This is a genomic window from Flavobacterium panacagri, assembly GCF_030378165.1.
Lineage (GTDB): Bacteria > Bacteroidota > Bacteroidia > Flavobacteriales > Flavobacteriaceae > Flavobacterium > Flavobacterium panacagri.
Genome location: NZ_CP119766.1, coordinates 2,935,593 through 2,954,008, shown reverse-complemented (window position 1 = coordinate 2,954,008; position 18,416 = coordinate 2,935,593). Strand labels below are relative to the sequence as shown.

The following is an 18,416-nucleotide window of genomic DNA, read 5'->3' as shown; positions in this document are numbered from 1 at the left end:
AAATCATTTTACCAAAATCGTAACTTTTTGATAATCAAATCATAACAAATACATAATTCTTGAAATTGCATTAGTTTATCTGAATAATTAACAGTAATTTTGCACCCTATTTTAAAAACACATATGAATAAATTTGAACAATTAGGATTAAATGAATCGTTACTGAAGGCGATTTTAGATCTAGGATTTGAAAATCCGTCAGAGGTACAGGAAAAGGCGATTCCCCTATTATTGGAAAAAGACACGGATATGGTTGCGTTGGCTCAAACAGGGACAGGGAAAACGGCAGCTTTCGGTTTTCCGCTAATTCAAAAAATTGATGCCGACAACAGAAATACACAAGCATTAGTTTTATCGCCAACACGCGAGTTATGTTTACAGATTACTAACGAACTTAAAAACTACTCTAAATACGAAAAAGGTATTAATGTGGTAGCAGTTTACGGAGGAGCTAGTATAACAGAACAAGCAAGAGAAATAAAAAGAGGAGCACAAATTATTGTGGCAACTCCAGGAAGAATGCAAGACATGATTAACAGAGGTTTAGTGAACATTAAAAACATAGATTACTGTGTTTTGGATGAGGCTGACGAAATGTTAAACATGGGATTCTATGATGACATTGTATCTATTTTATCAGATACTCCAGATGAAAAAAGCACATGGTTGTTCTCTGCAACTATGCCGCAAGAGGTTGCCAGAATTGCAAAACAATTCATGAGCGAACCATTAGAAATCACTGTAGGAACTAAAAACTCTGGTTCATCTACAGTTTCTCACGAATTTTACTTAGTAAATGCTCGTGATCGTTACGAAGCGTTAAAACGTTTAGCTGACGCTAACCCAGACATTTTCTCTGTAGTTTTCTGTCGTACAAAAAGAGACACTCAAGCTATTGCTGAGAAGTTAATTGAAGATGGATATAGCGCCGCTGCGTTACACGGAGATTTATCTCAAGCGCAACGTGATGGTGTAATGAAATCTTTCCGTGGAAGACAAATTCAGATGCTTGTTGCTACTGACGTTGCTGCACGTGGTATTGATGTTGATAACGTAACACACGTTGTGAACTACCAATTACCTGACGAGATTGAAACTTACAACCACCGTTCTGGTCGTACTGGTAGAGCAGGAAAATTAGGTACTTCTATTGTAATTGTCACAAAAAGTGAGTTACGTAAAATTTCTTCTATCGAGAGAATCATCAAACAAAAATTCGAAGAAAAAACTATTCCTTCTGGAATCGAAATCTGCGAAATTCAGTTGTTGCACTTAGCGAACAAAATTAAAGATACTGAGGTTGATCACGAAATTGACAACTACTTACCAGCAATTAACAATGTTCTTGAAGATTTATCTAAAGAAGAATTGATTAAGAAAATGGTTTCAGTAGAATTTAACCGTTTCATTGCTTATTACAAAAAGAACAGAGATATTTCTACTCAATCTTCAGACAGACGCGAAAGAGGTGATTCTGAGCCAAGAGAATTCAACAATAACGGAGCAGTTCGTTATTTCGTGAATATCGGTTCTAGAGATAACTTCGACTGGATGTCATTAAAAGATTACTTGAAAGAAACATTAGACTTAGGTCGTGATGATATCTTTAAAGTTGACGTAAAAGAAGGATTCTCTTTCTTCAATACTGATCCACAGCATACAGACAAAGTAATGGACGTTTTAAACAACGTACAATTAGAAGGTCGTCGTATTAATGTTGAGATTTCTAAAAATGATGGCGGTGGAAGACGTGACCACAACAACCGTGGTGGAAGACGTGATTCTGGCAGAAGAGAAGGAAATTTTGCTCCAAGACGTGAAGGCGGATTTAGAAGCGATAGAAACTCTTCAAGAGACGGAGGTTCACGCGAAGGCGGATTCAGAAGTGATAGAAATTCATCAGCTCCAAGAAGAGAAGGTGGTTTTAGAAGTTCTGCTCCAAGAAACGAAAACGGAGGCTCAGACAGAGCTCCAAGACGTTCTGAAAGCTTTGGTGATTCGTCTAGACCAAGAAGACCAAGAAGAGATTAATATTTCAATTTCTTAAAATATAAAATCCCAAATTCCAGATATAATTGGAATTTGGGATTTTTTTATGCATAGATTTTTTTTGCTATGATGAGCTCTTCAATCCAAAACAATATAACTTAATCTTCCCCATCTCTTTTTATTTAACACAAAAAAACAATACTGCAGCCTTTGTTAATTTTCTTATAATTAAATTCCAAGACTGCGAGATATTTAATCCCGATTTACTACTTTTAGAGCTTTAAATCAGGATATGAAATATTTCGCAGTTTTCTTTTTTATTCTTATGGCTAACATTGGTTTTGCGCAAGATACGCAGCCAACGGTTCCCCAAAGAGTTTCAGGTTACATTATTAACGACAACAGCAAACAGCCCTTAGCAGGTGTAAACATTATTAATACCAACAAAGTTCGTGGTGCAAAATCTGACGAAAAAGGGTATTTTGAAATTGATGTGCAAGTCAATGATACACTGCATTTTTCTATTCTTGGTTTCCAATCTCTTAGAATTAGAGTTACAAATGACTGGATCAAAAACAAAGTAACACGAATTCAGCTTACCGAAAAAGCAATTGCTCTAGAAGAAGTTATTATTGCTCCGTTTACCTTAACAGGTTATCTTGAAATTGACTCTAAATTAATTCCAACAAAAGAAAATTATCGTTACAGTATTTCTGGTCTTACTCAAGGTTATGAAGCAGGAGAATATGCTCCAAATGCTTTTGGTAAAGTCTTAGGATCCATCTTCAATCCCGCCGATATGCTTTATAATTTCTTCGGAAAAAATGGTAAAGAGCTCAAGAAATTGAAGGAAATGAAAAAGGATGATACTGTACGAACACTTTTAGAATCAAAATACGATCGTGAAACCGTTGCAGTATTATTAGGGATCAGCAAAGACGAAATCCCCGAAATCATGCATCGATGCAACTATTCTGACTCATTCATTCAAACAGCAAATGATTTGCAGATTATGGATGCCATTAGTGCTTGTTATGAACAGTATAAAGTTTTGAAAAGAAACTAAAGTTAAGTGATCAGTGGTCAGATTTTAGTGGTCAGTATATACAAAAAAAAAGGAGTGATAAATCACTCCTTTTTTTACTATAAGTTTTCCAGATTACTGATCACTAAAAAAACTGACCACTGATCAATAATTCTTAACTGGTATATTCTCAAGAATTTCTAAAACAAATTTCCAATATTTCTGAGCAGAAGAAATACTTGCTCTTTCATCTGGAGAATGTGCTCCATGAATTGTTGGCCCAAAAGAAATCATATCCATATCCGGATAATTAGTGCCTAAAATTCCACATTCTAAACCTGCATGACAAGCTACAACTTTAGGCTGTTCTCCGTTTTGCTTTTCGTAAATCTCTTTTAAAACTTCCAAAATCTCAGAATTTACATTTGGAGTCCATCCTGGATAAGAACCAGAAAGTTCTACTTCGCATCCTACTAATTCAAAAGCAGAACGTAAAGAATTAGCCAAATCAAATTTTGAAGATTCAACAGAAGAACGTGTTAAACATCCAACCAAAATTTCTCCATCTTTTATAACTACACGAGCAATATTATTAGAAGTTTCAACCAAATCAGCCATATCAGCGCTCATTTTGTATACTCCATTCTGCGCCGCATAAATTGCTCTGATAATTCCTTCCTGAACACCAAGATCCATTACTTTTTCAGGTAAATCTCCTTTTACAATTTCAATCGTTAAATTGGGCTCAGTTGTTTTATATTCTGCTTTTATATCAGCAATAATTTCCTGCATATCATAAACATATGCTTCATCAAACATTTGAGAAATGATTACTTTGGCAACACTTTCTCTCGGAATTGCATTTCGAAGACTTCCTCCATTAATTTCAACAATTTGTAAACCGAAGTTTTCAAATGCATCAAACAATAAACGATTCATAATTTTATTGGCATTTCCTAAACCTTTATGGATATCCATTCCTGAATGTCCTCCGTTTAGCCCTTTTACCGTAATCGTATATCCAACAGAAGCTTCTGGAACTTCTTCTTCATGATACGTTCTTGTAGCTGTTACATCGATTCCTCCTGCACATCCGATATCAATTTCATCATCTTCTTCCGTATCTAGGTTTAATAAAATCTGTCCTTGTAAAATACCTCCTTTAAGATTTAAAGCTCCTGTCATTCCAGTTTCTTCATCGATTGTAAACAAAGCTTCAATCGCAGGATGCGGAATATCTTTGCTTTCTAAAATTGCCATAATAGTCGCTACTCCTAACCCATTATCGGCTCCAAGTGTTGTGCCACGAGCACGAACCCAGTCTCCATCTACATACATATCGATTCCCTGAGTATCGAAGTCAAAAACTGTATCTGCATTTTTTTGGTGTACCATATCCAAATGTCCTTGCATTACGATAGGTTTACGATTTTCCATACCAGGAGTTGCAGGCTTTCTGATAATTACATTTCGAATTTCATCTTCAAAAGTTTCCAGACCTAAGCTGCTTCCAAAGTTTTTCATAAACTCAATTACGCGCTCTTCTTTCTTTGATGGACGCGGAACAGCATTTAAATCTGCGAATTTATTCCAAAGTGCTTTTGGTTCCAGATTTCTTATTTCTTGACTCATTATATTTTGTTTGATGTTTAACAATTAAGCGCTTCAAAGTTACAAAGTTTAATTGCTTTTTTAGCCGCGAATTATATGAATTAGCACAAATTATAATGGCTCTAAGCTACATTAAACTGGTAATTAGTGAAAAATCGTGCAATTCGTCGCCAACATTTTTTTATCAGTCAAAATTGTAATTATATTTACGAATCCAAAATTTATACTGTGAAATCAAAATATATTCTTCCCTTATTTCTTTTAGTTCAAATTATCTTTTTAAGAATTCTGAGGTATTTTCCAGATTATGTAGAAGGCTTTTACAGCAATAATCTCTTTCTAAGAATTTCGCATTTTTCGAGAATAGCTTTGGGGAAAATTCCTTTCTCTCTTGGCGATTGTATTTATGCACTTTTAATTTTATCTATAATTGGATGGTTTTGGAGAATCAGAAAAAATTGGAGGACAGATTGGAAAGACAATCTTTTAACAATCTTAGGAAAAATTTCTGTTTTTTATTTTTTCTTCCATCTTCTTTGGGCTTTCAACTATTATCGCAAACCTCTATTTGAAAAAATGGAAATTAAAAGAGAATATTCAGATGCTGATCTATATGCTTTTACCAAAAGGCTAATAGTAAAAACAAATGAAATTCAACTTGCCATTACAAAGAATAAGAGTGAAAAAATTGTGTTTCCTTATTCTCAAAAAGAATCTTTTGATCTGATTTTGAACGGTTATGATAATTTGGCAAACGAATATCCATATTTCAAATATGAAACTTTAAGCGTAAAAAAATCTTTATTTAGCTTGCCTTTAACTTATATGGGATTTGGAGGTTATTTAAATCCATTTACCAATGAAGCACAGATAAACTATTTACTTCCAATGTATAATTTTCCAGTCACCACTTCGCATGAAATGGCACATCAGATTGGATACGCTAGTGAAAACGAGTGTAACTTTATTGGTGTTTTGGCTTCAGTTAAAAATGATAATTTATATTACCAATATTCTGGATACAGTTTTGTTTTACGCTATTGTTTAGGAATCTGGAAATACAAAAATGAGAACGTTTTTAATCAATTAAAGAAAACTGTTCATCCCGGAATTTTGAAAAACTATAAAGAAAGCGAAGATTTTTGGAAAAAATACGACACTTTTATTGACGAAGGTTTCCATTTTCTCTATGATAATTTCTTAAAATCAAACAATCAGAAAGACGGAATGGAAAGCTACAGCAAGTTTATTGATTTGATGATTAATTATTATAGAGATAAAAAACTTTAATTCTTCAATCTGAAATCAAAAACACCTAACAGGTTTTGAAAACCTGTTAGGATATTCAACTTATTGAATTAAGGTAAAACCTCAATTTCTAAACCTTTATTCCAATTTTTGTGTTCCTTTTCGTAATATAAATAAGCTGACGAAGCAATTCCTTTATAATCTCCTGGAACAATAGCTTTAAAATCAACATTAATTTTACGGGTTTCTCTAGCGTTCAATTTTCTAAAATAAAACACCAATTCGTTGCCAAAGATTTCATAATAATCCACAGCATTTTTTTCTACTAATTCTTTAAGTTGCCAAGGTTCTGGAGTCAGTCCACCCGGAATTCCTATTCTTGCAATTGGATTTGAAACTTCTTTTGCGGTTTTATTTTCAACTTCAATTTGAACTCTAAGCGTTTCGCTTATTTTTACTTTGTTTTGTAAAACGTTTGTTTTTAAAGACAATTTACATTCTTTAGAATTAATTGGTGTGTACGTATTGTACTGAATCTGCAAAGTATAAGGAATTATATTATCTTCCTGAATTTGAATATCAAACTTATTTTTCCCTTCTTTTATTTTTAAATCATTTAAAGCTAAATTTCCACTTTTATCCTTTTGAGATAAATCCATTGTCTCATCATTAAAACTCATTACCGCTTGTTTAACCGCTACTGTATTAATATAAAGTTTATTAAATTCTGTAATTGCTTTTAATGCCAAAGCAGTCGCTTGCGTTGAACCAAATCCATAAGATGTTCTGGAAGATTGAATAAAATTTAAAGTTTTTGTGACTTCCTCTGTAATTTCTTTTTCTTTCAATAAAGCAATGGCATACAAGGAAGCAATTTCTATATTCATCGATTTGCCGTAACTATTGATAACGGTTTGTTCTGCTTCTAAATGATTAAAAACTTGTTTATCCATTTTGGCTTTTATCAAACTCATAAGCGATTTGTATTCTGGAATTTTATTCAAATTAAATGCGGCTAAAGCAGCTAGTTCCATTCTGTATAAATCTTTGCTTTTTAAAGCTTCTTCCAAAGCCGTTTGATACTGCTTTTCGATATCCATTTTTCCAATTTCAGATAAAACATAAACGATATAGGCATTATTCACAGTACTTTTTATTCCTGAGAAACCATATCTACCCGGATTTTGACTAAATCCGCCTTTATCATCTTTTCTGGAATTCAACCATTCTATAGTTCTGTCAATCATTTTCTGATCTACATTGACAAACTCTTTCATTTCATGAAATTGCAATAACCCATAGGCAGTCAATGCTTCATTGCCTGGATTGCCTCCATACCATTCAAAACCACCACCTTTGGACTCGTAATTCTTAAGCTTTTTATATCCAACTTCTAAATACTTCAAAGCACGTTCCTTAAATTCTGGTGACATGTTTTTAAACTTAAGCAATTGCATCGCCATAATATTAGGATAATTTGAGGAAGAAACCTGCTCAAAACAGCCGTAAGGTTCACGCATCATTCCTTCAAGAGAACTGAAAATGGCGGAAAATGGATTATAAAACAATTTAAAATCACTGGTAATTGATCCTGGAAATGCATCTTGAATTTCAAACGCTGCTGTTTGAGATTTTACCCCAGAAATATCAATATTTACAGGGAATCCCTTTGAATAGACATCAATTGTTTTTCTAACAGTCATTTTATAATCGTCTCCAGTTAAGGCGATTCCCAATGGTATATTTCTTCCAATTTTAGACGCAATTAATTTGATAGTAATACTTTTTGTTTCATTTGGTTTTAGTCCCACAGAAGAGGTTTGTTCAACTAAATCCTTTTGTTCATAAAAATTAACTTTATACGTTAAGTTTAAGTTCTTGTCTGAATTATTTTTCAGCCAAAGCGGTACTAAAATTACATCTTCCTGCGAAGCATAAAGTGGCACTTTTACATCGGTTTGAATTAACTCTTTTACAGCAAAAACAGCTTCCGATTTGCCTAAATCACCTTTATAAGATGTTCCTTCTGCTAGAATTTTAAAAGAAGTATTATCATCTGAAGTATAAAATTCAAAATTGGCCCTACCGTTTTTATCTGTCTGAATAATTGAATTCCAGTAAATACAAGTTCTAAAATCTGTTTTTTCTTCAACGATTGTAGATTGGTATTTTGGCACATAAAATCTTTCTGCTACACTTATCACTTTAGCCGAAGTTTTATTTATCTGCTGAAAAGAGTATTTGTGTTTTTTTCCTAAAAGAATATTTCCTTGAAACATTCTACCTTTCGTCGTAATTAAAATTACGCCTGAATTACCAGAAGATCCATAAATCGCTGTTGCCGAAGCATCTTTCAGAATTGTAACTGATTCTATTGAATTTACCGATAAATTGCCAAAAACAGAGGAATTTTCATTATTAACGTATGGAATTCCATCTACAACAATTAAAGGTTGCCCTCCCGCTCTGCTTCCATAAACTGAACTTAATCCCCTAATTCTAACTTTGTCTGCAGATCCCGGCTGTCCAGAAGATTCTGTTATTTGAATTCCTGCTGCTCTTCCGCTTAAAGAATTAGTGATATCTGCAGCGTTTATTTTTACAATAGCACCAGAAATCATTTTTTTGTTAGTACTTCCATAACCTACAACTACTACTTCTGATAAATTAGCCGAATCTGATGACAATACGATTGGAGTTCCTCTAATTTGACCACTTTCTGTTATGGTTTCTTTTGTTTCGGCCGGCCTAAAACTTACTTCTAAAGGTATTTTATTTTTAAGCGTATCTTTCATTGCCAAAAATTCATTACTATTTGTATATGAATTTGTTATCACATATTGTTTATTGCTTTTTCCTTCAACGACCAAATAAGCAAAGCTTGAAAAAGAAACTTTATTAAACACAAAATAACCACCAGAATTACTTTTTGTTTCGAAGACTTTACCAGTATCTGAAAAAAGAAGTACTTTTTTCGAAACGCCTCTTTTTTTGTGATTGGTAACAAAACCTGCTATCCCTTTGTTTTGTTCTGGCAGGATGCTGTTTTTTACTTCTGAAATTAAATTTTGAAGATTCTCTTGATTGTATTTTCTCCAGCCATGTGTATTCAACAGCAAATCAATTGCTTCTTCTTTTATTTCCTGAGCTTTATTGTCATCAAAATAAAATCTTGGTTCATGTATTTTGCCTTTTAATTCAAATCCAAGAAACAGCCAAGACAAAATATTATCCTGTTTATCATCAATATAAGTGAGTAATTTTGAATCGACTACAGAAACAGCTAAACTTGACGGAATAGGCGCATTATTTTTGTCTTTTGTCACAATTGAAACATTTACTTTTTCTCTAGGCAAATACGTTTCTTTATCGGTTTTAATTTCTATTTTTAGCCCATCTTGATAGTTTAGGAAAACCAATCTTTCGGCGACAACATTCTCTTTTATCAATAAAGAAAAAGAATGAATTCCAACAGGAAAATCTTTTGTACTGACTTCAATAGTATTCCATCCTTTTTTTAGATTCAGATTAATTGTTTTACAAATTTGAGCAAGATTTCTAACCAAAACTTGACCTTCAATTTTCAATGGAGCGTAAATATGCAGCGAAACTGTTTCTGCATTCTTTTTAGCATTTATTGTAAATACATTTTCTTCTGCGACTGGCAGCGTAATTTTTTCATTCGATTTAAAAGGAGAAGTTACAACAGCAAAATATTTTTTAGTTCCTTCTGTTTTTAGGATTACATTTCCCATTCCATCATGAATACTTTTAAAATCTGTGATTTTATTTCCGCTTTCATCTTCAATAAATCCCGCAACATCCATTGGAAGTCCAAATTCATTTTTAGCAATAAAACATAACGATGATGGTTCATTTAAAACCAAATTCCCACTTTCTGCTAAAAATTGTAAATCAACAAAGTTTAAATTAATTGGGATCGAACGTGTTACCGATTCTTTAAAATTATCATAATCAAGCATTACATTTAGAATTCCATCATTAGAATCTAAATTTTCCGGTAATTTAAATTGAACCACAGCTTTCCCTAAATCATCCGTTTTTCCTTTCAATGAATCGATTTTTTTTCCTGCAATAAAAACATCGTATCGAAATTCATAATTTCGAATTGGCTCATTTTCCAGATTTTTAAGTACAAAATCGGCCTCACAAGTTTCACCTTTTCCGTAAGCTTTCTTTTTAAAATCCAGAGTCATCAAAATTCTTGGAGAGACTACTTTTTGAACAAAAAAGGTTTTCTCAAAAATATTTTCAGCTAACTGGTTTTGAATTTTAGTATACGCTAATATTTTGTACAAACCAGCAGCGGCATCATGTGGAATTTTATAGGAACATACGGCACTGCCATTTTCTATTTCATAATTCTGGCTAATTACTTTTTTATTGCCTTGAAAAATATCAACATATAAATAGGCACTTAATGTACTAGGTCTATTGTCGTTTTCGGTAACAAATGCTTTAAAAAATACAGTTTCACCAAGATTGTAGAGTACATTATTTAACTGCACATATACTTTTTCTGTATTAGAATTTTTATAAACAGAGTTCCAGTCGGCTTCTATGTTTTGAGCTGTAAGAGTTGTAAATAACAGCAAAAACAATATTGAGAGTATATTTTTCATCATCTTAAAATTTTATAGTTAAAGAAGAACCGAAACTTTTCATCATTGGCGAGTTGAAATATTCTAAACCGCTAGTATCTATAGAACCAAACATCGCATTGTTACTAAATGCCGTTTTACTTTTGGCAACAACAAAAACATTATTCATAAAAACAGAAATGGTAAACATTAGTTTATTTCTAAAAATGCCATAATCACTTGTATACGCTAAATTGATGGAATTGAGCCTAAAATAACTGGCATCTTGAACAGCATCTTCGGCTACACCAGAAGTACCATATCGCACCCAGCGGTTTTGTTCCACGGGAAGATTGCTGTCGTAAAATGAAACTGTTTTGGTATTTACATCGCCAGATGGTGTAACTCCATTAAAAACATAATTTGTAACAGCTCTTTGATTTCCTGTTAATTGCGATTTTCCGTAATAATTTAAAGTCTGTTCCGTTCCGTTCCAGATTTCTCCGCCTTTACTCCAGTCGAACGAAAGATTCAGACTAAAATCTTTGTAACGAAACGAATTAAAAAAGCCAACCACAAAATCTGGATTCGGGTCTCCTAAAATCTTTTGCTGCGAATCTACCATCGGAAAACCATCATTATCAACAATTACATTTTGATTTTGATCTCTTAAATACCCACTTCCAACAAGAACTCCAAGTGGCTGTCCTACAATATAGTTTTTATTGACATCTGCAAAACCTGCAAATGGGATTCTGGTTTGATTGTTATTTAAGCTTGTTACTTTGTTTTTGTAATACGTAAAATTCAAATTGAAACCATAATTAAAATCTCTGCTTCGTTCTGTCTGTTTCTCAATTTCAAATTCAAGTCCATTTTGTTTGTAATTTACATCTGGAGACCAAGTAAAAGAATTAAGATTAGAAACTGGCGCATACAAATCTTGAACATTTTTATAATAATATTCTACATAAAAATTCCAGTAATAAGCAGCTCTATATGAAAATGTTAAATTTGTAATATTCTCTTTTGTTGGAATTGCATTCTTTGGTGTTATGAGCTCCAAATTATTTCTCAGCTGCTTAAATTGGCTTACTTGATATTGTAAAGAATTAAAATTCAGATTATTGTTTTGTAGTGATGGTTCTGTCTGTGTGAAAGTGTGACTCGCTGTAAAATTCAAAGAAGTATTAAACAATCTTTTCATTTCGGCAGCACCTGAATAGTTGAACAAAAGATTATTATTTACAGTAGAGGAATAATTTAAATTTGAACCTGCTTTCAGTATAAACTCTTCATTCGATCCTAAAGCATTACTAAAATAATATGCACCATTTATGTTGTACAAAATTTCAAATCTTTTTTGCAAAACATCGATTTTATCATGAATTGATCCATTATTAGGAATATCCGATGGTACTATAAAACTAGAGTAAAAAGTACGATCTAAATCTCTTTGCTGTAATCTAAAATCGATTTTAGATTCTATAAATTTCATATATCCAAAATTGCGTCTAAGAACATCCGAAACAGAAAAGCTTCTAAATCCCTCAGATCTCTTGTCAAAATTTGGTGTATTAATTGCCGCAAGATAAAATCCCTGACCGCTTCTATTTTTAATTTCTGACGATTGAAAGCTAGTGTTAAGTGTATTCGAATAATGATCATAGGAATAAATATGATTAAAATTGAAGGAAATTGTTTTACTTTTATTTTGATCTAAATTATTCTCTATCAAATAATACGGATTGTTCTCGTTTGCAGCATAACTTCTCTGTAATCCATTTGATAAGGTTGAAGCAAAATGATTATCAAAATGAATTGGAGTAACAGCATTCCCAAAAATGACTTTATTTATTCCAAAATTTGAATTGGAGAAATTGTTTTCAAAATCATTATATGACAAAATCGCATCCATTGTACTATTGTAAGAAAGCGTTCTGGAATACTTTAAAGAAGTAGTAATTTCATTATTACGACTCGTCGGAATTACAGTATTTCCAGTCTTATATCCAAAATCAATCTTAAAAGTATTTCTCTTTGGACTTTCAATTTGTGCGCTAAAAGATACTTTATTGTCCTGCGTATTCTGAAAAAAGTTATTTGAATTAAAAAGCTGTAATGGATTTCCGCTTGTAGCATTTCTATTGATAATATCACCCTGCGGATAATACTCGGAAGGATTGGCAGAATATTGTAAAGTGCTGACATCTGGACCCCAGCTGAAAATTTCATTGGTTTGAGGTGATTGGTAAGTCAAATCGCCATTTAAGCTTCTGCCTTGTGCAAATTGATTCTGATATTTTGGAAGACGCATTGGCATGGAATAAACAAACTCCTGATTGACCTGAAATGCTGCTTTCGAATATTCATGATATGTTTTAGCATTATAAACCCCCGAATTATCACGATTGATTTTCATTAAAGTCTGATTGTAGAGGTAATCAGTAAGATCAAAATAATAATCGCCCGAAGATCGAGTTGCTTTTATAGAATCTTTTGGCTTTTTTAAATTCTCTAAATAATCATCACTTATTATTGGCGCAACATTATTATCACTTTCCAACTTCATATTAGCCCCAATTGTTATAATTTGTGTTTTCATTCCAAGATAGCTAATACGGAGTTTATCACCATATTTCACTTCTATAGAATAATTTCCATCAAAATCTGTAAATGTACATCTCGAAGTATTTACTACACATACAGATACGCCTGGAACGGGAGTTCCTTGTTCACTTACATTACCTTTATAGATTTTTTGCGAAAAACTGGCTGTGGTTATAAGAAGTAAGAGTAATAGTTTTTTCATTTGGGCTGGCTGTTTTTTATATAGAGAACCATTTTTTGCAAAAGGTTGGAAACGATCAAAAAAAAAAACAAGAATAATACTAATATTTCTATTTCGTATATTTTTTTTATTTTTAAAGCTGTAACAAAATTGGTTGCAGTACTACTAATACAAATATGAGCGAAAATCTAGAACAGTCATTTGTTGCGCAATTGCAGGCAAATCAGAATATAATCCACAAGATTTGTAGATTATATACTGATAGCGAAGACGCACACAAAGATTTGTTTCAGGAAATAACCATTCAGCTCTGGAAAGCTTATCCAAAATTTAGAGGAGACAGTAAATTTTCTACTTGGACGTATCGCGTAGCCTTAAATACTGCGATTACATTGTACCGAAAAACCAAAAGAACAATATCTACCGTAGATTATGAAAGTCATCAGCATTTTGTTAGAGATGTTGATTACAACTATGAAGAAGAAGAACAGATAAAATTGATGTACAAAGCCGTTTACCAGCTCAATGACATCGAAAAAGCATTAGTTTTTATGTATTTAGAAGACAAAGATTATCAAGAAATAGCTGAAACCCTCGGAATCAGTGAAGTGAATGCACGTGTGAAAATGAACAGAATTAAAGGGAAACTTAAAAAAATACTAAATCCTTAAAAATTATTATGAAAGAACTGGATTTACTAAAAAAAGACTGGCAAAAGAACGCAAGTTCTTTTCAACAAATTTCTGAAAATGAAATCTACAAGATGATTCACAGAAAATCATCTTCTATTGTAAAATGGATTTTAATTATCAGTATTTTGGAGATTTCGTTTTGGACTCTTTCTAACTTTTTTATCAATACAGATGACTTTTTACGAAAAATAAAACATCCTGAAATGATAATCACAATTGAATACTTAAACTATTTCAATGGCTTGGTGGGGTTAATCTTTGTCTATATTTTCTATAAAAACTACACTACTATTTCAACTACAGTGGCTACACGGTCTTTGATGAGTGCTATTTTAAGAACACGTAAAACCGTACAGTATTACGTTTGGTATAATCTAGGAATGCTTATAGTATCGAGCATATTTAGCTTTTTTATTGCTTTTGTGTACAATCCAGATATGGATTTCTTTAGAGAAAAGTTAGCCGCAAACGGGAAAGCTATGTTTGTTACGATAGGTCTTTTATTCTTAGTTATTTTAGGCTTCTTTGGATTGTTCTGGTGTTTCTATAGAGTTATCTACGGAACATTATTGAGAAGATTGTATGCAAATTACAAAGAGCTGAAGAAAATAGATTTTTAATTTTTTTGAGATGCTAAGGTTCTGAAATACTGAGATGCTATTTTTTTCTAAGTCTCAAATATACAGCGTTTTCTCAACTTGATTATAACTCTTTATAAACGAAGACTCTACTTCGCTCAGCCTGAAAATTTAGAAACAAATTTAAAATCTATCCCGAGGCTTTGGGACTAAAATCTAAAACTCTAATAATCCCATTGTCTCAATTTGTTAAGTTCCTCCTGTGCTTTTATTTCTTCGGCAGGAATTACTTTTAAAAATGACTGGTGCTGTTCGATAGCGTATTCTACTTTTTCTACAATTTCGTCAATTGTATCATTTTCATAATCGATCTGAAGCGGTTCTTTTATAATGAAGGATTGAAGAATATTTTTCTTTTTAAGACGTAAACCCTTTTTATCAAAAGACCTGCGGAAACCATCAATTACTATTGGAATAACAATTGGTTTATGCTGTTTGATAATATGAGCAGTTCCTTTACGAACAGGTTTAAATGATTTTGTAGTACCCTGCGGAAAAGTAATAACCCATCCATCTGCAAGAGCTATTTTAATATTTTCAGTATCGTTCGGATTTACTTCTCTTTTTTCAGTGACATCGACACCTTTTGCACGCCAAGTACGTTCTACCGTAATGGCTCCAACATAAGCTAGAATTCTAGGTAATAGACCAGCCTGCATGGTTTCTTTGGCGGCAACGTAATAAATATTCATTTTCGGCTGCCACAGATAACCAATGTTCTTAATATTATCTTGACGTCCGCTTAAACTTGCGTTAAACACATGAAACATTGCTACAACATCAGCAAAATAAGTCTGATGATTGGATATAAATAAGACATTAGTATCTGGAAGACTTTTAATAATTTCAGATCCTTCAATCTGTAAATCATTAAAACCTCTATATCTTCTGTGTGTCATGGCACCCAAAATACGGATTAACCATTTCTTGATGAATAATATATGCCCAAAAGGATTTCGTTTAAACAATCCCATAACTACTTGTATCTTATTTTTTGTTAGGTCGCAAACATACAAAAATTATTCTTTCAGCAATAGTTTTAAACATTTTCTAGGAATTAAAGTTATCCTAATGAATATCAAATTGTTAAATAAACATTTCTATATATCTTTTTCAAATGTCATTTTCAATACATCTCTCAATTCACTCAAAATCATTGCCGTTGCTCCCCAAACCACATGATTTTGAATATTAAACGCAGGAACTAAAATATTAGCGCCATAAGAAGTTGATAATCTGGCTTCAATAATAATTTCGTCATTTAAAAAAACAGACAGAGGAAGCTCAATAATTCCTGCAACCTCTCTAATATCAGGATAAAATGAGAGTTCTTCTCTTGCAATTCCTAAAAACGGATGCACTAGAAAATTACTTGGCGGAATATACATGGGAGAAAAGTTTTTAACGATTTCTATTTTCTCTCGTTCAATTCCTATTTCTTCGTGAGTCTCTCTAAGAGCCGTATTTTCAAAATTAAAATCATCTTTTTCAAACTTTCCTCCTGGAAAAGCAATTTGTGCTGAATGAACGCCTTCGTATGTATTTCGAACAATCAAAACCAAATGTGTTTTTTCCTGTTTGGGATAAAACAGCATCATTACACCAGCCATTCTAGGATTTAATGCGTTGACATCAAGATTCTTTAAACCTTCAATACGTTCTTTTGGCGCCATTTTCAAATGTGATTCTACTGCTGGCAGTTTAACTGGAATTATATTGGGAACATATTTCAAAAAATCTTGAAAATTCATAATCAAAGCTTATTTTTGTACTTTCAAATAAAACATAAATATACTCCAGAAAACGCAGTACCGCAAGTTTTCTAAAATTAAAGCCTTAAAAAATGTACAGCAGAGAAGAATCACAAAAAATTAAAAGAGAATTTTGGGTAGCTTTTGCCGAAAAGTATCCAAGAAAATGGGTTCTTTATGATACCAAAATAAAAGACTTCTCTTTTAAATTTTACGTTGACAATAAAAAAGCGCAGGTTTTAATTGACATTGAACATAGAAGCGACGAAAAACGAACGGCTTACTTCGAAAAACTGGAAACTTTAAAAAGTATTCTGGAAGAAGAATTCATTAAAGATTTGGTTTTCGAAAAAAATTATACTTTGGAAAGCGGTAAAACCATCAGCCGAATTTGGGTTGAAAAAACAGGAGTTGGTTTTAGTAATAAAAACACATGGGATATAATTTTTGATTTTTTCAACGAAAACATGCATGCTCTTGAGATGTTTTATTTAGAGTACGATGAATTTATTAAGGATGTTGAAGTCTAAGATGCTACCCCGATAGCTATCGGGGCTGAGATACTAAGATTCTGAGATGCTAAGTTTTTTTATATAGCAAACCCGACAGGTTTTAAAAACCTGTCGGGTTTATTATTTTAAAAAGCTCAAAAGACTTAGCGACTTAGAATCTTAGTATCTCAGAAACTTTTATACCGTAAAAATATTATAAACAATAATATGATCGTCATAGTTGATATAAAGCTGTTTTCTAAAATCTTGTTTTTTACGGGTAATGATTGAAAGCTTACATTCTCGTCCGTCATTATCTTTGCACATAAAAGAATATACAATATCAGTATCATTTTCTTCTCTTTCGATATAATCTAAAATATTGAAAAGCTGAATTTCCTGCGAATACACCACAATTCTATGTTTATCCGTATCTAAAACAACAGAAAGATTTACTAAATCTAGGTTAGACCATTGTCCCCATTTTCCTCTTTCATTTTTCTGCAATACACTAAAACCTGAAGTTTTAAAATGATAAGACTGACTTTGAACCTGTTGCAATCCGAAAGCTAAAAACAATAATACTATATAAGTGCGTAGAGAATTCATAAATATTTCTTGCAGATAATTAAAACTCAAATGTAGCCTTTTCTTTGCTGGCAGCTTCAAATTCGGCGATCATTTGTTTAACAATTTGTTCGACTGGCAAGATTTCATGAATTAGTCCTGAAATTTGTCCAATTTCTAATTCTCCTTCTTCCAAATCTCCTTCAAACATTCCTTTTTTGGCTCGTGCTCTTCCTAAAAGCTGTACTAAATCTTCTTTAGAAGGACATTTTTCATACAAAGCCTGAACATCATGAAAAAATTTATTTTTCACCAATCGAACAGGAGCTAATTCTTTCAATGTCAATTGAGTGCCTCCCTCTTGAGTATTAACTATCGTTTCTTTAAAATTATTGTGTGCAGAAGATTCTACAGAAGCGGCAAAGCGGCTTCCAACCTGAACTCCATCGGCACCTAAAATCATTGCAGCCAGCATTCCTCTTCCGGTTGCAATTCCTCCAGCGGCAATTAATGGAATTTTAATTTTTTCTTTCACCATCGGAATTAAAGTCAGTGTAGTGGTCTCTTCACGTCCGTTATGACCTCCAGCTTCAAAACCTTCTGCTACAACAGCATCAACGCCTGCTTCCTGCGCTTTTAAAGCAAAAACACTGCTGCTGACAACATGCACAACCGTTATTCCTTTTTCTTTTAAAAATGAAGTCCATGTTTTAGGATTTCCAGCCGAAGTAAAAACGATTTTTACGCCTTCTTCCACTACAATATTCATGATTTCTTCAATGTTAGGATATAACATCGGAATATTAACTCCAAAAGGTTTATCTGTTGTCTTTTTACATTTCTGAATGTGTCCCCTTAAAACCTCAGGATACATCGAACCTGCGCCAATGAGCCCTAAACCTCCTGCATTACTTACTGCTGAAGCTAACTTATAACCGCTGTTCCAAATCATTCCTCCTTGAATGATTGGATATTTTATATTAAAAAGCTGTGTGATTTTATTCATTAAGAAA

Annotated in this window: 13 protein-coding genes; 6 read left to right on the top strand and 7 right to left on the bottom strand. The window is 32.6% G+C overall.

What is annotated here, in order from left to right; translation table 11 throughout:
• Positions 1-123 precede the first annotated feature (123 nt).
• On the top strand, positions 124-2,031 hold the full coding sequence (locus P2W65_RS13085; protein ID WP_179007507.1) for a DEAD/DEAH box helicase: 1,908 nt from the start codon (positions 124-126) through the stop codon (positions 2,029-2,031).
• Between the two features lie 250 nt (positions 2,032-2,281).
• Positions 2,282-3,055 (top strand): carboxypeptidase-like regulatory domain-containing protein, encoded by a 774-nt coding sequence (locus tag P2W65_RS13080; RefSeq protein ID WP_179007504.1) that lies wholly within the window; start codon positions 2,282-2,284, stop codon positions 3,053-3,055.
• Positions 3,056-3,178: 123 nt separating this feature from the next.
• On the opposite strand, the gene P2W65_RS13075 is transcribed toward P2W65_RS13080, so the two are convergent.
• Positions 3,179-4,645: an aminoacyl-histidine dipeptidase gene (locus P2W65_RS13075; RefSeq protein ID WP_289666105.1), complete on the bottom strand. Its 1,467-nt coding sequence runs from the start codon at positions 4,643-4,645 to the stop codon at positions 3,179-3,181.
• A 207-nt stretch (positions 4,646-4,852) separates the two neighbouring features.
• On the opposite strand from P2W65_RS13075, the gene P2W65_RS13070 reads away from it, so the two are divergent.
• The gene (locus tag P2W65_RS13070) at positions 4,853-5,914 is read left to right on the top strand and encodes a DUF3810 domain-containing protein (RefSeq protein WP_289666103.1); all 1,062 of its coding nucleotides are present in this window, start codon (positions 4,853-4,855) and stop codon (positions 5,912-5,914) included.
• Positions 5,915-5,982: 68 nt separating this feature from the next.
• On the opposite strand, the gene P2W65_RS13065 is transcribed toward P2W65_RS13070, so the two are convergent.
• Both P2W65_RS13065 and P2W65_RS13060 read right to left on the bottom strand, forming a co-directional pair.
• The gene (locus P2W65_RS13065) at positions 5,983-10,515 is read right to left on the bottom strand and encodes a TonB-dependent receptor plug domain-containing protein (protein WP_289666102.1); all 4,533 of its coding nucleotides are present in this window, start codon (positions 10,513-10,515) and stop codon (positions 5,983-5,985) included.
• A gap of 4 nt (positions 10,516-10,519) precedes the next feature.
• Positions 10,520-13,285, bottom strand: a complete 2,766-nt coding sequence (locus P2W65_RS13060; RefSeq protein WP_289666100.1) for a carboxypeptidase-like regulatory domain-containing protein — start codon at positions 13,283-13,285, stop codon at positions 10,520-10,522.
• 155 nt (positions 13,286-13,440) lie between these two features.
• Here P2W65_RS13060 and P2W65_RS13055 point away from each other — a divergent pair, with 155 nt between their 5' ends.
• Positions 13,441-13,935 carry an RNA polymerase sigma factor gene (locus tag P2W65_RS13055; protein ID WP_289666099.1) on the top strand — a complete coding sequence of 165 codons (495 nt, stop codon included), beginning with the start codon at positions 13,441-13,443 and terminating at the stop codon, positions 13,933-13,935.
• An 8-nt stretch (positions 13,936-13,943) separates the two neighbouring features.
• Entirely contained in the window at positions 13,944-14,576 is a 633-nt protein-coding gene (locus P2W65_RS13050) for a DUF8845 family protein (RefSeq protein WP_289666097.1), read from the top strand.
• 182 nt (positions 14,577-14,758) lie between these two features.
• Here the strand turns inward: P2W65_RS13050 and P2W65_RS13045 are convergent, their stop codons facing one another.
• Both P2W65_RS13045 and P2W65_RS13040 read right to left on the bottom strand, forming a co-directional pair.
• Positions 14,759-15,568, bottom strand: coding sequence for a lysophospholipid acyltransferase family protein (locus P2W65_RS13045; protein WP_289666095.1), 810 nt, complete (start codon positions 15,566-15,568; stop codon positions 14,759-14,761).
• 126 nt (positions 15,569-15,694) lie between these two features.
• A complete protein-coding gene (locus P2W65_RS13040; RefSeq protein WP_289666093.1) occupies positions 15,695-16,345 on the bottom strand; it encodes an NUDIX hydrolase in 651 nt (216 codons plus the stop codon).
• A 92-nt stretch (positions 16,346-16,437) separates the two neighbouring features.
• Here P2W65_RS13040 and P2W65_RS13035 point away from each other — a divergent pair, with 92 nt between their 5' ends.
• Positions 16,438-16,875: a DUF4268 domain-containing protein gene (locus P2W65_RS13035; RefSeq protein WP_289666092.1), complete on the top strand. Its 438-nt coding sequence runs from the start codon at positions 16,438-16,440 to the stop codon at positions 16,873-16,875.
• Positions 16,876-17,034: 159 nt separating this feature from the next.
• Here the strand turns inward: P2W65_RS13035 and P2W65_RS13030 are convergent, their stop codons facing one another.
• Together P2W65_RS13030 and P2W65_RS13025 are read right to left on the bottom strand one after the other, a co-directional pair.
• Complete coding sequence (locus tag P2W65_RS13030) at positions 17,035-17,445, bottom strand: hypothetical protein (protein WP_289666091.1); 411 nt, start codon at positions 17,443-17,445, stop codon at positions 17,035-17,037.
• Positions 17,446-17,464: 19 nt separating this feature from the next.
• Positions 17,465-18,409 carry an NAD(P)H-dependent flavin oxidoreductase gene (locus tag P2W65_RS13025; protein WP_289666088.1) on the bottom strand — a complete coding sequence of 315 codons (945 nt, stop codon included), beginning with the start codon at positions 18,407-18,409 and terminating at the stop codon, positions 17,465-17,467.
• Positions 18,410-18,416 lie beyond the last annotated feature (7 nt).

Excerpts from the sequence above, each read along its gene's own strand:
- P2W65_RS13035 (WP_289666092.1), top strand. The coding sequence starts at position 16,438 with ATGTACAGCAGAGAAGAATCACAAAAAATTAAAAGAGAATTTTGGGTA.
- P2W65_RS13075 (WP_289666105.1), bottom strand. The coding sequence starts at position 4,645 with ATGAGTCAAGAAATAAGAAATCTGGAACCAAAAGCACTTTGGAATAAA.
- P2W65_RS13040 (WP_289666093.1), bottom strand. The coding sequence starts at position 16,345 with ATGAATTTTCAAGATTTTTTGAAATATGTTCCCAATATAATTCCAGTT.
- P2W65_RS13050 (WP_289666097.1), top strand. The coding sequence starts at position 13,944 with ATGAAAGAACTGGATTTACTAAAAAAAGACTGGCAAAAGAACGCAAGT.
- P2W65_RS13025 (WP_289666088.1), bottom strand. The coding sequence starts at position 18,409 with ATGAATAAAATCACACAGCTTTTTAATATAAAATATCCAATCATTCAA.
- P2W65_RS13045 (WP_289666095.1), bottom strand. The coding sequence starts at position 15,568 with ATGGGATTGTTTAAACGAAATCCTTTTGGGCATATATTATTCATCAAG.
- P2W65_RS13085 (WP_179007507.1), top strand. The coding sequence starts at position 124 with ATGAATAAATTTGAACAATTAGGATTAAATGAATCGTTACTGAAGGCG.
- P2W65_RS13080 (WP_179007504.1), top strand. The coding sequence starts at position 2,282 with ATGAAATATTTCGCAGTTTTCTTTTTTATTCTTATGGCTAACATTGGT.
- P2W65_RS13065 (WP_289666102.1), bottom strand. The coding sequence starts at position 10,515 with ATGAAAAATATACTCTCAATATTGTTTTTGCTGTTATTTACAACTCTT.
- P2W65_RS13055 (WP_289666099.1), top strand. The coding sequence starts at position 13,441 with ATGAGCGAAAATCTAGAACAGTCATTTGTTGCGCAATTGCAGGCAAAT.
- P2W65_RS13030 (WP_289666091.1), bottom strand. The coding sequence starts at position 17,445 with ATGAATTCTCTACGCACTTATATAGTATTATTGTTTTTAGCTTTCGGA.
- P2W65_RS13060 (WP_289666100.1), bottom strand. The coding sequence starts at position 13,285 with ATGAAAAAACTATTACTCTTACTTCTTATAACCACAGCCAGTTTTTCG.